This window comes from Streptomyces sp. LBL, assembly GCF_029893585.1.
In the GTDB taxonomy this organism is placed as follows: Bacteria; Actinomycetota; Actinomycetes; order Streptomycetales; family Streptomycetaceae; genus Streptomyces.
The window spans coordinates 61,899-75,232 of sequence record NZ_JARXYX010000003.1; the positions used below are offsets into that span (position 1 = coordinate 61,899).

11 protein-coding genes and 1 pseudogene are annotated in these 13,334 nt (G+C 69.6%); 7 read left to right on the forward strand and 5 right to left on the reverse strand.

Annotation, left to right across the window (positions count from 1 at the left end):
- Positions 1 to 1,854, reverse strand: coding sequence for an HSP90 family protein (locus M2271_RS04340; RefSeq protein ID WP_280885747.1), 1,854 nt, complete (start codon positions 1,852 to 1,854; stop codon positions 1 to 3).
- Positions 1,855 to 2,036: 182 nt separating this feature from the next.
- The gene (locus M2271_RS04345) at positions 2,037 to 3,023 is read right to left on the reverse strand and encodes a hypothetical protein (protein WP_280885748.1); all 987 of its coding nucleotides are present in this window, start codon (positions 3,021 to 3,023) and stop codon (positions 2,037 to 2,039) included.
- 273 nt (positions 3,024 to 3,296) lie between these two features.
- Here M2271_RS04345 and M2271_RS04350 point away from each other — a divergent pair, with 273 nt between their 5' ends.
- Positions 3,297 to 5,201 carry an SMI1/KNR4 family protein gene (locus tag M2271_RS04350; protein WP_280885749.1) on the forward strand — a complete coding sequence of 635 codons (1,905 nt, stop codon included), beginning with the start codon at positions 3,297 to 3,299 and terminating at the stop codon, positions 5,199 to 5,201.
- A 145-nt stretch (positions 5,202 to 5,346) separates the two neighbouring features.
- Here the strand turns inward: M2271_RS04350 and M2271_RS04355 are convergent, their stop codons facing one another.
- Entirely contained in the window at positions 5,347 to 5,844 is a 498-nt protein-coding gene (locus tag M2271_RS04355; RefSeq protein WP_280885750.1) for an ATP-binding protein, read from the reverse strand.
- A 307-nt stretch (positions 5,845 to 6,151) separates the two neighbouring features.
- Here M2271_RS04355 and M2271_RS04360 point away from each other — a divergent pair, with 307 nt between their 5' ends.
- Both M2271_RS04360 and M2271_RS04365 read left to right on the forward strand, forming a co-directional pair.
- Complete coding sequence (locus M2271_RS04360; RefSeq protein WP_280885751.1) at positions 6,152 to 6,937, forward strand: helix-turn-helix transcriptional regulator; 786 nt, start codon at positions 6,152 to 6,154, stop codon at positions 6,935 to 6,937.
- Complete coding sequence (locus M2271_RS04365; protein WP_280885752.1) at positions 6,934 to 7,140, forward strand: DUF397 domain-containing protein; 207 nt, start codon at positions 6,934 to 6,936, stop codon at positions 7,138 to 7,140. The genes M2271_RS04360 and M2271_RS04365 overlap by 4 nt, the downstream gene beginning before the upstream one ends.
- 316 nt (positions 7,141 to 7,456) lie before the next feature.
- Here M2271_RS04365 and M2271_RS04370 read toward each other — a convergent pair whose 3' ends face one another.
- Positions 7,457 to 7,987 carry a hypothetical protein gene (locus M2271_RS04370; protein ID WP_280885753.1) on the reverse strand — a complete coding sequence of 177 codons (531 nt, stop codon included), beginning with the start codon at positions 7,985 to 7,987 and terminating at the stop codon, positions 7,457 to 7,459.
- A gap of 838 nt (positions 7,988 to 8,825) precedes the next feature.
- Here M2271_RS04370 and M2271_RS04375 point away from each other — a divergent pair.
- From M2271_RS04375 to M2271_RS04390, 4 genes and pseudogenes are all read left to right on the forward strand, one after another.
- Positions 8,826 to 9,734, forward strand: a complete 909-nt coding sequence (locus M2271_RS04375) for an SDR family oxidoreductase (protein ID WP_280885754.1) — start codon at positions 8,826 to 8,828, stop codon at positions 9,732 to 9,734.
- Positions 9,735 to 9,879: 145 nt separating this feature from the next.
- Positions 9,880 to 11,619, forward strand: coding sequence for a phosphotransferase (locus M2271_RS04380; protein ID WP_280885755.1), 1,740 nt, complete (start codon positions 9,880 to 9,882; stop codon positions 11,617 to 11,619).
- A gap of 22 nt (positions 11,620 to 11,641) precedes the next feature.
- Positions 11,642 to 12,007 (forward strand): AraC family ligand binding domain-containing protein, encoded by a 366-nt coding sequence (locus M2271_RS04385; RefSeq protein ID WP_280885756.1) that lies wholly within the window; start codon positions 11,642 to 11,644, stop codon positions 12,005 to 12,007.
- A 37-nt stretch (positions 12,008 to 12,044) separates the two neighbouring features.
- Positions 12,045 to 12,269, forward strand: a pseudogene (locus M2271_RS04390) (ISAzo13 family transposase); the annotation flags it as partial.
- 58 nt (positions 12,270 to 12,327) lie between these two features.
- Here M2271_RS04390 and M2271_RS04395 read toward each other — a convergent pair.
- Positions 12,328 to 13,188 carry a universal stress protein gene (locus tag M2271_RS04395; RefSeq protein ID WP_280885958.1) on the reverse strand — a complete coding sequence of 287 codons (861 nt, stop codon included), beginning with the start codon at positions 13,186 to 13,188 and terminating at the stop codon, positions 12,328 to 12,330.
- Positions 13,189 to 13,334: the final 146 nt, after the last annotated feature.

Genomic DNA, 13,334 nt, shown 5'->3' on the forward strand with positions numbered 1-13,334 from the left:
TCAGCTGTCCTTGCGGAGGGCGTGGGCGAGGAGGTCGAGGAAGGAGCGGTTGATGAGGCTCGATTCGGCGGGCCTCAGTGGGCGCCGGGACAGCATCGCGGCCTGCCCGTAGAGGGCTTCGGCGCTGGTGCGGGCCAGCTCGGGCTCGTCGATGGTGACGGCGGTGCGGACCAGCGGGTTGAGCTGGTTGAGGATCAGCTGGGCCCGTGGTGCCTCATGGCGCAGGGCGCCGAGGATGTCGCCCCACAGGCCGCCCTCCTGCTCACGGGCGAGCTGGGAGCGGGTCCGCTCGTGCCGGGCCTCGCGGCTGTCGACGAGGAGGGCGGGGGCGGAGGCGGGTTGGAAGGTGCGCAGCGCGACGTCGCAGTCGAAGACGGCGAGGGCCTCGCGGGCCAGGGCGAGGTAGGCGCCGGCGGCGAGTTCCGTCTCCCGGTCGACAGGGTCGAGGTGGGCGGTGAGGGTCGCCGGGTCGAGGTCGGCGACGACGGCCTCGGGCCTGATCTCGGGCAGCCGGTGGACCAGTTCACGGTCGTAGGTGTAGCCGCCGTTGACGACGCCGAGCCCGGCGGCCGAGGCGATCGCCGCGACCTGCCGGAACTCCTCCACGCTCGACGTCACGAGCACGGTGCGGTGGGTGCGCGCGAACTCGTCGAGGGTGGTGTGCCCGTCGGTGGTCTCGAACGGCAGCCAGGGCAGCAGCATCCGCAGGATCTCGTCGTCGTGCACCGCGAGCGACTTGACGGCCAGGTGGTGGGCCTGGAGGAAGCGGCCCAGCAGGTCCGGGTCGCTGGCGGCGGCCCGGGCGATCCACGCGCGCAGCCGCTCGGCGAGGGCGTCACGGACGGCGGCGAGGGTGTCGTCCTCGTACAGGGACTCGCGGGACGCCGTCGGGCGCAGGCTCTCGGCGTCGACGACGCAGCGGACGAAGAAGGCCCACTCGGGCAGGATCTCCTCGGCCTGCTCGGACAGCAGCATGCCCTTGACGTGCACGCGGTGGCCGTGGCGGCGCCCGGCCGGCACCGTCTCGGGCAGCACGCACGCGATGCCCTTCAGGCCCACGGCCGGCAGGTCCAGCTCGATGGTGTCCAGCGGCGTGAACCCGAAGACGTCCGCTCCGTACGCGGCCAGCGCACGGGAACGGGCTCCCGGCGTGGGGTACGTGCGCGCCCAGGGCGCGGGCTCGGGGTTGACGGACGCGACCGGGGCGCCCGGACCGCCTGTGCCGTCGTCGAAGGTCATCGGGTGGCGCAGCAGGGAGCCGAAGTGCCGGGCCAGCGCGTGCACTTGTGCCGGGCGGGTCCACTCGGCCGCGTCGGCGCGCGGAGTCAGCGTGACGGTGGTGCCGGGCCGGGGGCGGGCGGAGGCGGGCAGGGTGCGGACGCTGTAGCTGCCGTCGCCGCGTCCGCGCCACTCCACGGCGGGCGCGTCGGGGGTACGGGCGGAGCGGCTCAGGACGTGGATCTCGTCCGCGACCAGGAAGCAGGAGAGCAGGCCGATCCCGAACTGGCCGATGAAGTCGGCACGTTGCTCGGCGATGCCCTCGGCACGCTTGCTGCTGCGGCCGATGGTGGCGAGGAAGGTGTGCACGTCGGCCTCGGTGAGACCGACGCCGTCGTCCTCGACGCGGACCACCGAACCGTCCGCGTACACGCGGATACCGAAGGCGTCGGCGGCGGCCGGTTCGAGGCCGTGCCGGGCGGTCAGCGCGTCCACCGCGTTCTGCATCAGTTCGCGCAGGTAGACGCGGGGGCTGGAGTAGAGGTGGTGGGAGAGGAGATCGACGAGGCCGCGCAGATCCACCTGGAAGGTGCGATCGGCGCCGGCCGGGTTGACGGCAGTGTCGGGCAGAGTCATCGGGCAGTCCGAAAGTGGGAGGGGCGACGGGTGGCGGGCAGGCGGCACGGGGGCCGACGGGTGGTCAGGCGGCACCGGGGCCCGCCGAGTGATCGGCGGCACCGGGGCGATGGGTGGTCAGGCGGCACCGGGGCTCGACGGGTGCTCAGGCGCGGCGGGTGGTGGCGGGTGCTGGCGGAGGCTCAGGCGCGGCGGTGGCGGCGGGCGAACTGCTTCTCGGAGTCGGCGAAGTAGACCCAGGGCCACTTGGTGTACGCGCCGTCGAGCGTCTGGAAGACGCGCCGGGCCGTCTGACGTTCACCGGCCAGCGACAGGGCCATGGCGAACATGTTGAAGTCGTGCTGCCAGCCCGGGCGCCAGACGTAGGCGGGATGGAGGATGCTGTGTTCCGCCGCCTCCCGCAACTGCGCCTGGATCTCGGAGGTTTCGAGGTAGTCCCCGCGCTCCGACTCGACCCACTCCTCGATGTACGCCATGGCGATCACGCAGCCGAGGCGGTGTCCCTGCGGGGCGCGGGCACACGCGGCTTGGGCGAACGCCAGGGCCTGGCCCGGCTCGCCGCCCCAGCGGGGCTGCAACTGCGACACCCACTCGACGTGGGTGTCCAGGTCCAGCGGGTCGCGGCGCAGGGCGGCGTCGAGCCTGGTCTCGTTGACGGCGGTGCCCAGCGACATGCCCCGGCCGGAGGTGAGGAGACGGCGCCACGGCGTGACCCATTCGGGCCGCAGCTCGGCGGCCTCCAGCAGCTGTTCCTCGGCGATGCGGAGCCGCTCGTGGAAGACCCGCCACTGCTCCTGAGTGACGTTCACGGCACGCGCGGCGGTGCGGGCCTCCCAGCCCCAGATGATGTGACGCGTCCCGGATATCAGCAGGGCGGTTGCCCGGTGCTCCTTGTCCTCCTCGACGGCCCGGCCGATCCAGTCCTGCACACCGTCCACGTCGGCCAGCTCACCGAGGACCTGATGGTCGCGACCGAGATCGAAGGGGGCCAGCGCCGCCTTGACCGCCTCCCAGTCACCCGCCTCGGCGGCCTCCACCAGCGCGAGCACCCGCGCGTCCCCGAGCGCGCGCAGTGTGTACATCCCGTTCTTCTGTCTGCGCGAGACAGGAAGGGCGTGCGGATCCGCCTCCGGTCTCTCCGCACCCCTGCCGAACAGCTTGCCGAACATGCCGCGTCCTCCCCTGGTCCCGCGTGATCGTCTGGGGCAGCATAAACGGCCCCACCGACATAACTTCCACAGGGTTTTCACCGGCACTTCACGGGCTCGGTCCCGGTCCGGCTCTCGCCCCTCCCTGCCCCGTCGGCAGAGTGGGTGATGGAGTGGGCCCGTGCGAAGTCCAGGACGCCGTACGGTGAGTTGGGAAGCGACCTACGGGCAGGGGTGTGCGTTCCGGGGGCAAGCAGCGGGGCGTTGTCAGTGGTGGATGGCAGCATCGGGCGTATGACAGACACCACAACATTCGACTGGCGGCCCTTCCTGCTCAGGTGGAGCGGGGAGTGGGCGGATTCCCTGGCGGACGGCGAGACGCGGGGCAAGAACGACGAGGCAGCGCGACGGGCACGGTGGCTGGGGTTCCCACCCGCGTCCGAGGAGCGGATCGCAGCCATGGAGGAACGCCTCGGCCGACGGATGCCCCCGTCCTACCGGGAGTTCCTCAAGGTCAGCGACGGGTGGCGGCACGCGGGCGGCTTCGTGTCGCTGCTGGCGGGGGCCGAGGACGCGCGCTGGCACAACGACGAGTCGGGACACGCGGACATGTTCGAGGAGGACCAGGACGCGGACGCCGATCCTGAGGAGCAACGGGAGGCGGACATCTGGCAACGCATCTGGCGATGCGGACTGCAGCTCGACGTGGAGTCCGACATCACCTACGTCCTCATGGATCCCGAGGACGTCGACGAGGACGGCGAGTGGGCCGTGTACACGTGGGCGAGCTGGCGGGCCGCGCCACCCGAGCGGTACGCGAACTTCCTTGCGTTCATGCGGGACATGAACCGGGAGTTTCACAGCCTTCAGGCGCACCGGCGCGACGGAGAGCCGGTGTTCGCCAACGACACGACGCGCGAGTTGGACGCCCTGGTGGAGGAAGCCCGGCTGGAGGCGCTGCGCGGCGGCTGGGAACAGGCCGTGAAGACGCTGGACGAGGCCAGGGGCTACGGCAGGCCGCGGGCCGCCGGACTGGGCGACCAGATACGCCGCCTGCTCGGAGAGACCTCGCTGGTGTCTTACGACGGCCTGGTGACGGACCCCCAGTACGCGCCCGAGTTGCTGCCACTGCTGGTCGCCGCGCACGCGGCACACTCGTACCGGGACGACTCCTCGCTGAGGTTCCATCTGCGGGGCGCCGACGACGACTTGGTGTCACGGGCGTACGCGACGCTGGATCAGGTCCGGAACGGCACGTACCGGTACACGGTGGCCGGACCGTTCGGGGAAGCGGTCGAGCGGGCGCGGGAGCTGGCGCGGTGGGGAGACTCCGACGAGGCATGGCGGATGCTGAGGAACGCTCTGCCCCTGTGGGAGCCGCTGGGACCGGACCACCTGGCGCCGCTGGGGTGGGTGGCCGACCCCGTGCTCGGGCCGCTGCTGACCCCGGAGCGGGGCCGGGAGTTGCTGTCCACGCCGAGGGGTGGGCAGACGGGAGAGGCACCGAGGCCGCCGGTCGCCCTCGACCCGGGCGGTCTGGCCTGGCTCGCGGAGCCGAACCCGGGCAACAACCGCACGTCCTACCGGTTCGTCCTGGTGGAGGGTGTGGAGCCGGAGGAGTTGCCCGGACGTCTCGCGGACGGGGACGGCACCGTGCTGAACGAACCCATGACCTTCTGGGAGGCGCGCAGCAGGTCGCTGGACAGCAAAAGGGAGTTCTCGTCCTACGACGACAGGGCCCTCATGGCGGTCGGCCGGGCCGGCAACGGTTGGAGCTTCGCCTTCGACGGCGACCCTGCCCCGTTCGGCCGGCAGCGGTTCGTCTCCCCGGCCGCGGCCGCCGGCGCGGGCACCCGCGCCGTGGTGGTGTGGAGCGGCCTGAGGACAGGGCACGGGGAACCGTACTTCCACCTTTCGGTGGCCCGGGACGGCGCCGAGCAGTACGCGTTCACTTATGCGGACGGAGAGGTCCGGTCCAGCGGGGAGATACCGAAGGCGCTGGACCCGAGCCGGTTCTTCGGTGACCTGGAGGACGGCGCCGAGGTGGAACGGTCGCTGCTGGAAGCGGTGACCGCGGAGTTCGGTGTCCATCTGCCGCGTCACGCGATCGTGAACGGGCGGCTGCACACCTTCACCACCCGCTCCTGGACACGGCCGCCGAGGGACGGCGAGACGTACGCGGTGATCCGCGTGGGCTGAGAAACCGCGCGCCCGGCGGCCGGAGAACGGACAGGAGACGACGCGCCAGGAAGCAGGCGGAGACCGGCCAGGCACGCACCTTCTCGATGCGGTGACATGACAGGGGACAGCGCGAAGCCGACGGTGTCGAGCCCCGGCGCGGACCCTATGCCGGGCAGGGGGCGGCCTGGTGGTCGGTATGCGGCGGGACGTGTCCGTGGGTGAGGGTCTCCGCCCAGACGGTCTTCGTGTACGCGTCGCGGACCGCGTATCCCCAACGGTGGGCGTAGGCCTGGACGAGGAGCAGTCCGCGGCCCGACGTCTCGTCGGCGGGCCGCGGCGTCACGGGCGGTGGGAGGCGCTCGGGGCGGGTGTCCGTCACCTCGATGCGGATGCGGTCGGGCAGGAGGAGCAGCGTCAGCCGGAAGTCCCGGCCGGGCAGACTGCCGTGGCGGAACGCGTTCGACGCCAGCTCGGCCGTGACGAGGGCGACGGCACGGGCCTGGTCCGAGTCGTACGGGAGGCCCGTCCACTCGGTGAACTGCTGGACGGCGAGCCGACGGGCGAGGCGGGCGCCCCGTCTGGTACCGCTGAAACGCAGGGTCAGTTGGCGGACGGAAGCATGAGGCGGCTTCGTCTCATCGGCGAGTTGCTGGTGGGTCACGGTGTCAGCGTGACGGGGTGAACCGCCCGCTGACCAGGTACGACGGCCGTACGTCGCCCTCGTCGTACGGAGTGGGGGGTCGGCTGTGGGCTCGGTTGTACGGGACTTGTACGGGCGTTGTACGGGTCCGGTACGTGTCCCGGTTCCCGCGGCTCGCGTTGGACATGGACCGGTGGCGAGCGCGGCCGTGGGCGGGGTGCGGCGCGGGATGGAAGGGCGTGGGACTGTGAGGACGGTACGCGACGTACGGGACACGCGGACGGGACGGGGCGCGAAGACCAAGGACGAGGGACCCGATGTGCCGGGCATGTGGTCCGCGTACGGGGTGCTGTTGCAGTACCTGCGCAAGCGGGCCGGACTGAACCAGCAGCAACTCGGGGACGCGATCGGCTACTCGCTGGAGCAGGTGGCCTCGGTGGAGCAGGGACGACGGCCGGCGAAGGCGGCGTTCACGGGGGCGGCGGAGCGGGCGCTGGAGGCGGGCGGGGTTCTGGAGGCGCTTCAGGGGGAGGTGGATCGGGCCAAGTTGCCAAAGTTCTTTCGCAACTTCGCGCTGATCGAGGCGGAGGCGGTGAGCCGGTTCGACTATGAGCCACTGCTGGTGCCGGGATTGTTGCAGACGGAGGGGTATGCGCGTGCCTTGTTTGCTGGGCACTGCCCGCCGCTGGACGAGGAGATCATCGACCAGCACACGGAAGCACGGCTGGGTCGGCAGAAGCTACTGACGCGAGTGCCTCTCGCAGAGTTGTCCTTCATCATCAATGAGGAGGCGCTGCGCGATCCGGTGGGCAGCCCTGAGGTGATGTGTGCACAGTGGCAACGACTGCTGGAGTTGGCCGCGTTGCGGAACGTGGAGGTCCAGGTCATGCCAGCCCTGCGGGGTTTCCACCCTGGCAAGAACGGTCCGTTCGTAGTGGTGGAGACGCGCGAGCACAAGCACCTCGGGTACTTCGAGTCCCAAGGTGTCGGGTGCGTCGTCTCAGAGCCCGCCGAGGTCAGTAGCTTCGCCTTGCGATATGGCAAGCTGCGATCGCAGGCCTTGAACGTCGAGGAGTCTGCGCGACTCATCGAGCGGATGGTGGGAGAGACATGAGCGTGGAGCGGATGGCCGAGCACGTGGATGGGCTGCACTGGTTCAAGAGCAGCCACAGCGGATCGGACGGCGGAAACTGCGTGGAGGTCGCTACCGGCCTGGACACCGTGTACGTACGAGACTCAAAGACTGCGAGCGGCGGACCGGTGCTGCAGGTCGGCCGGGGCGAGTGGGCCGCGTTCGTGGCGCTCACGGTGGAGTAGGGCCGAGTACGGCCTCTGAGCGGAACAACGGGCTCGTTCACGTCACTTGGGATGAGGTGAACGAGCCCGTTGTCATGCTGCCGACTCAGCTTGTTCTTCATCTACCAGGATCTACCGGATCTGCCGATGGCCGTGAGGGTCTCAGAGGGCGGTATGCGAGTTGATGTCTGTTCTGCCGTCGCCTGAGCGCGTGGCGTCGGCCGTACTCGCGGCGATCCTGCCCCCTCTGATACCGCGACGATCGTGCGATCCTCGGCTGACCACCTGATGACGGACACGTCCCTCGCAGAGACTTCCGCCCCCGCTGCTACACGGCTCACCCCTCCGGCAACGCCCGCATCGCGGCCTCGGCGAGACGGCTGGCCGCCTTGCAGTTCTTCGCGTCGTCGAAACCGTCCGCCGGGCCCAGGAACCAGACGCGGAGGGCGGGGTCGGCCTTCCCGGACTCGCCGGCCGGATCGGTCGCTCCCGTCGTGGCGACGGAGATCTCGCAGGCAGTGGACTGTACGGCGCGGCGCGCGCGTAGACCACCGACAGTCGTCTGCTCGCCCACTTCCATCACGTAGTAGCTGTTCATCTGGAGCTTGCCGTCGGCGGATCCGTCAACCGGCGCCGTCCACTCGCAGTCGTCACTCGCGCCCGCCGCCGAATCGCTCTCCAGCTTCTTCACACCCAGCAGTTTGGCCATGGTGTCCTCGGACAGGAGCGTGCACAGATTCGTTCCATCCAGTTGTCTCGCGCCGATGGGACCCGAGTCGTCGCTGGATGAGCCCGAGTCGCCGCACGACACGGCTGCCGCGAGGCACAGCAGCGTGGGCAGGATGAGAACGAGGGGACGAAGACGCACGGCAGCTCCCTTGAACAGACCCGCTTTTCAGGTCGGTTGATCTCTGCATCGCAGCTTGCCGATCATAGGTGCGACATGACGGGAACGCCCCGACTCTTCGACTACCGGGCAGGGAAGGCCAGTTCGGCGTGCTACACCACGTGACCACGGCCTTGCCGCGGCCGTGTGGCCCTGTTTCACATGGCGCACGCCCTGGGCCGTGTCGGTGGCCACGGCGGTGAACATCGCCCGGACGAGCTGGCGGTGAACACCGCCCGCTCGTCCATACGAACCAACCCCCTCTCTCGGACTCGCGCGGACCGGCTCGCGAGCGCCACCGGAGGACTCCTCGACGCCCCCGGAACAGAGATCCGCAGTACCCTCCTTTTTTAACGTTTCATTGCGCTTCCCGGCTCTTGTCCCGCTGCCGGGCGTGCGTCGGCCGGCACTGGCGTGTCCTGCCGCTGTGTCACTGTGTCAACTCGACCATGCCCGTGTGGCGCCTGGTGCGGCAGAGGTATTGGTTGACAGTCCCGAGGGCGGCCCGTAATCATGTGAGCCCGTGGGAGCGCTCCTACCGGTCCGACCTGAGGCCGTCTCGCCTGGCCTCCCCTCGCCGGAACAGCCCCCTGTCAGCCGTTGCAATAGAACGTTTCAGCCCCTCCCGAGGCCGCCCACACTCACGACGCACACCGACGGATGCGCCGCGACTCACCCCGCGGACGGAACGGTTCGATTGGATGCGCGGCGCTCGGCCACAAGCCAACGACGCCGCGAGCCGAAGATCCCAAGGCCCCGCCGGCCCCGCTTGCCGATCGAACGGTCCCACCCAGCCCGCGAGGGCGGAGAAGAGGACGACGTGTCTCGCAGGATTCTTGTCACCGGAGCCGGCGGAATGCTGGGCACGGAAGTGTTGTCCGTACTGGGCACCGGCCCCGGGAAGGAAGTGACCGGCTGGTCGCGTATGGGCGCGGACTACGGGCACCGGCCTGTCGACGCCACCTCCGCACAGCAGGTCGTCTCTGCCTTCGCGGACCAGGACTTCGACGTATGCGTGCACTGTGTCGCGAACGCCGATGTGCAGCAGTGTCAGGACGACCCGCAAGCCGCACGTCAGGTGAACGCCGAGACCACCAGAATCGTCGCGGAGTCCTGCGCACGCCACGGGGTGAAGCTGGTCTATATCTCAACGGAGTACGTGTTCGACGGCACCGCCGAGAACGGGTACGCGGAAAGCGACACCCCGGCGCCCCTGCAAATCTACGGGCGGACCAAGAGAGAGGGCGAGTTGCACGCTTCCCGGGTCCCCGGTCACCTCATCGTCCGCCTCCCCGTCCTCTACGGCGCACGCGTGGCCGGCCGCGGTCCGACCTGGACCGAGAAGCTGCTGCACGCGCTGGAACGGCACGAACCGGTGGAACTGGACGACCGCTTCGAGCGCCAGCCGACATGGACGCACGATGTGGCCGTCACCCTGAAACGTGCCGTCGAGGCCGATCTGGACGGCGTCCTCCACGTGGCCGCGCAGGAGGGACTCACCAAATACGCCTGGGGCCGGAAGATCGCGGAGGCAACGGGAATGCCGGTGTCCCTGGTGCGCCCCGCGAACACGTCCTCGGAGGCACCCGTGATACCGAAACCGGCCCGACCGTGGCTGAGGACGGAGCGGCTGGAGGGCCTGGGCGTGCGGCCGCCGGGCGGGGTCTCCCATCGGCTCTCACCGTTCCTCCGGTCGATCGGCGTCCTCAGCCCGGCCGGCGCCGACTGACACGTCCGGCGCGAAGTCACCTGCCCGTCGACACCACATCACACTCCCGTTCGCACAGAGCCACCCGTCCGTTCGGTCCAACACCTCGGAACCGTCCCGCAGCGAATAGACGCAAGAAGCGAATTGACGCACAAGGAGCCATCCGGTGGACATCGTCCTGCGTGACACCATCTGTGCCCATCATCCGGAGAATCCGCACAGTTCCGACGAATCCCTCTCCCAGCTGCACAACGCGCTGCTGGACGGAACGCTCGGCCGTATCACCGTGATCACGGACGACAGCCGCCCGCCGCACGAACCATTCGCCCCCTGGTCCGCCGTCATGGAACGGGCCGTACCGGAAGACGGCGAGAACCACCTCAGCGCCTTGGCCGCTGTCCTGCGCCGGGGAGGCGGCAGCATCCTCGTCCTCGACTGCGGCTGCGAGATCCGCGCCGCGTTCCTGTCGGCCTTCGCGAACCTGAGCACCCCGACGGCGCTGGTGGCCGAACCCGGGCACTTCAGCTGCCCCCTGTACGCGAGGACACACCGGAAGGACCGGCGAACCCTGGCGCTGGACGGTCTGGGAGGCGAAGGAGACCTCGGATACCTGGGGACCCTGTTCCTGACGGAGCACGCCAGGGCGGTCCTGTGCGCAGTGCTTGACGAAGGCGGCAACGAACTGTCCTGGCCGGAAACGGTCAGCCGGCTCGCACACCGCTCCCCCGTCCACTGCGCGACCCTGGCCAAAGACGTCCACGGCAACGAGGTCGTCGTCGGCGGAGCCCTGGCCGGGGGTTCCCATGCCCGGACCTATGTACGGCTGCATCCCGCCTCCGGGCGCCGGACCGTCCGCAAGGAAGCGGTCGGTGCGGGCCGCGACAAACTCACCGAGGAGATCGGCTGGTTACGGGGGCTCGAACGGGCCGCAGGCCGGCACTTCCCGAAAGTCGTCGAATCCCGGATCGAACCCGACGGGGTCTCCGTGGACCTGGCGTACCACCACCTGCCCACCCTGCGCAGACTCATACTGGGCGGCGAGGTCGACGAGGAGGAGGCCGCCAGATGGGCCCGCCGGGCACTGGCCACCATGAGGCGCGATCTCTATCCCGTCGGGCACGCCCCCGTACCGCGCGACTACGTACGCCGCACCCATCTGGACCGCATCGCACGACGGCTCGTGGAAACCGCTCGGGCCCTGCCCGATCGCCGGCGGTTGTGGGCCGCGGACGAGGTCCGGGTGAACGGCGTCCCGCTGCACGGAGCCCAGCGGCTGGTCCGCGCCCTCACCGACGACCCCGCGGCACTGCGGCTGCTGACACCCAGGCGCCTGGCGAGGACCCACGGGGATCCGCATTTCGACAACATTCTGATCGACCGCCGAAACCACCGGTTCTTCCTGATCGACCCCCGGGGGAACGCCGGTTACGACGTCTCCTACGACCTCGGCAAGATCTGGCACTCCGTCAACTCGTTCTACGACCTGATCCATGACGGGCATGTCGGGGTCGAAGCCGGGGAGGACGAGATCAACTACACCTTCACCTCACCCCACCTGGTCAACTTCTACGGAAGGGTCCGGGAACGGCTCTGCGCCTGGCTGACCGCGACCGGCTGGGACGAGGGCGATGACCACTGGCTGCTCAAGGTGAGGATGGCCGAAGCGGCCCACATGTGCAGTGTGATGCCCTTCCACATAGCCAGGGACCAGCACGAGACCGTGGCTCTGGCCTGCTATGCCCGAGGTCTTGAACTGATCAACAGCCTCTACGAGGACCTGACGACTGCCACCGCCACGGCAGCCGCCGTCACTCCCACCACCACGGTGACTCCCACTGCCACCGCCACTGCTGCCACTGCCGTGGCACCCGTCTCCGCCTCGCCGCGGTTGACGGCCCATGGATGACTGAGAGACAAGGATCCGCCGGATGCGCGTCGTACACGCGGCGAAGGTGCCCTCGGACCGACGACCGGACGGGCGGGAGGTCACGTCCCTTCTCGATCTGCCGGTGAACCTACCGGTGGACAGGACAGCGGTCCTCCTGGTCGAGCACCCCGCGGACTTCGTCGAGGACAGACACTGCCATCAGTACCTGTACGAGATCTTCTACTTCCTGGACAACGCCGACTACGAGGTCAACGGGGAACGGGTCCGGCTCCGGGCGGGTGATCTGCTCCTTCTTGAACCGAACGACATGCACGGCGCCCTCTCCGTGCCCCATCCGGTCAGGCTGATCGTGTTCCACGTGCCCAAAGTGCCGGGCGACAAGCTTCTGGCGCCGCCCGGCACCTGACCCAGGACCCAGGGGCCTGCCGATCAATAACTCTTCGGTTTTCGCCTGGAAGAAGGAACTCGCGGACTTCGCCTACGAGACGGGCCTTGAAGTGACTGTCTGTCACTTTCCACCGGGAACATCGAAATGGAACAAAATAGAGCACCGGCTGTTCTCACAGATCAGCATCAACTGGCGTGGCAGGCCCCTGACCAGCCACGAAGTCGTCGTCAGCACCATCGGAGCGACCACGACACGCAGCGGACTGTCCGTCCACGCCGAGTAGGCGAATGCCGGGCCCGTCCGCTCCTGACAGATGACAGGGGTCGGGAGTGGCCGCCTCAGGCCCGTCGTGGAACCACCGCCACCGGGCACGCGGAGTGGTGCAGCAGGACGTGAGTGACTCTGCCCAGGTGCAGACCGGAGTGTCCGTGCCGCCGCCTTTCGGCACCTACGACGATCAGATCGGCGTCCGCTGACGCGTCCAGGAGGACCCGGTGGGCGGGGCCTTCGACCGTCCGAGGCTGCAGATCGACCTCGGGATGCTCTCGGACAGCGTCGCGCAGCGCGTCGGCGAGGAAGGCGGAGACCCGTTCCTCGTGAGTGCGGGCGGCGGTGTCGGTGTGCTCGTGCGCGGGGCGGCGCCAGGCCTGAACGGCGTGCAGTGCGCAGCCTCGCGCCCGCGCTTCCCGGAAGGCGAACCGGACGGCTGCCCGACTCTCGGGCGAGTCGTCGACGCCCACCACGACGCGGCCGAAGGCGCCCTGCCGATTCCGCTCCCCGCCACGGACGACGACGACCGGGCAGAGGGCGCGGGCCGCCACCGTGAGACTGACCGACCCCAGCAGCGACCCGGCAATCTCGCCACGCCCGCGGGAACCGGTGACCAGGGCGAAAGACTCAAGACCTGCGTTCAGCAGCACGGACACGGCGTCGTCGGGCAGCACCTCGCCCGACACCTTCAGCTCCGGGTTACGCAGCCGGGCGCGTTCCACGCCGGCCGCGGCGATGTTCTCCGCCATGACTTGCTCGGACGGACGGTCGGAGGCGGAGGGGGGACGAACGCCCTCGTAGTGCTCCCAGAGAGAGGCGTAGACCAGCCGAACCGGCAGTCCGTGGCACGCCGCCTCGTCCACCGCCCAGTCCACCGCGTCACAGCTGGAAGCAGATCCGTCGACGCCCACGACCAGGGGGAGGTCCACTGTCCCCACCGCCTTCCTGCCCCGACTTCTCGCCCGCACCGGCGAGAACCCTCCTGCCATACCGTCGCACCGTCCCGGGTCCCTCGCGACCCGTGCGCCGGATCCGGATCCCGGGAGAGGGAGTGGCTGCCGGTGGCTGCCGGAGT

Coding starts and splice junctions, on each gene's coding strand:
- M2271_RS04365 (WP_280885752.1), top strand. CDS start 6,934: ATGAGCGTGGAGCGGATGGCCGAGCACGTGGATGGGCTGCACTGGTTC.
- M2271_RS04385 (WP_280885756.1), top strand. CDS start 11,642: ATGCGCGTCGTACACGCGGCGAAGGTGCCCTCGGACCGACGACCGGAC.
- M2271_RS04340 (WP_280885747.1), bottom strand. CDS start 1,854: ATGACTCTGCCCGACACTGCCGTCAACCCGGCCGGCGCCGATCGCACC.
- M2271_RS04360 (WP_280885751.1), top strand. CDS start 6,152: ATGTGGTCCGCGTACGGGGTGCTGTTGCAGTACCTGCGCAAGCGGGCC.
- M2271_RS04350 (WP_280885749.1), top strand. CDS start 3,297: ATGACAGACACCACAACATTCGACTGGCGGCCCTTCCTGCTCAGGTGG.
- M2271_RS04345 (WP_280885748.1), bottom strand. CDS start 3,023: ATGTTCGGCAAGCTGTTCGGCAGGGGTGCGGAGAGACCGGAGGCGGAT.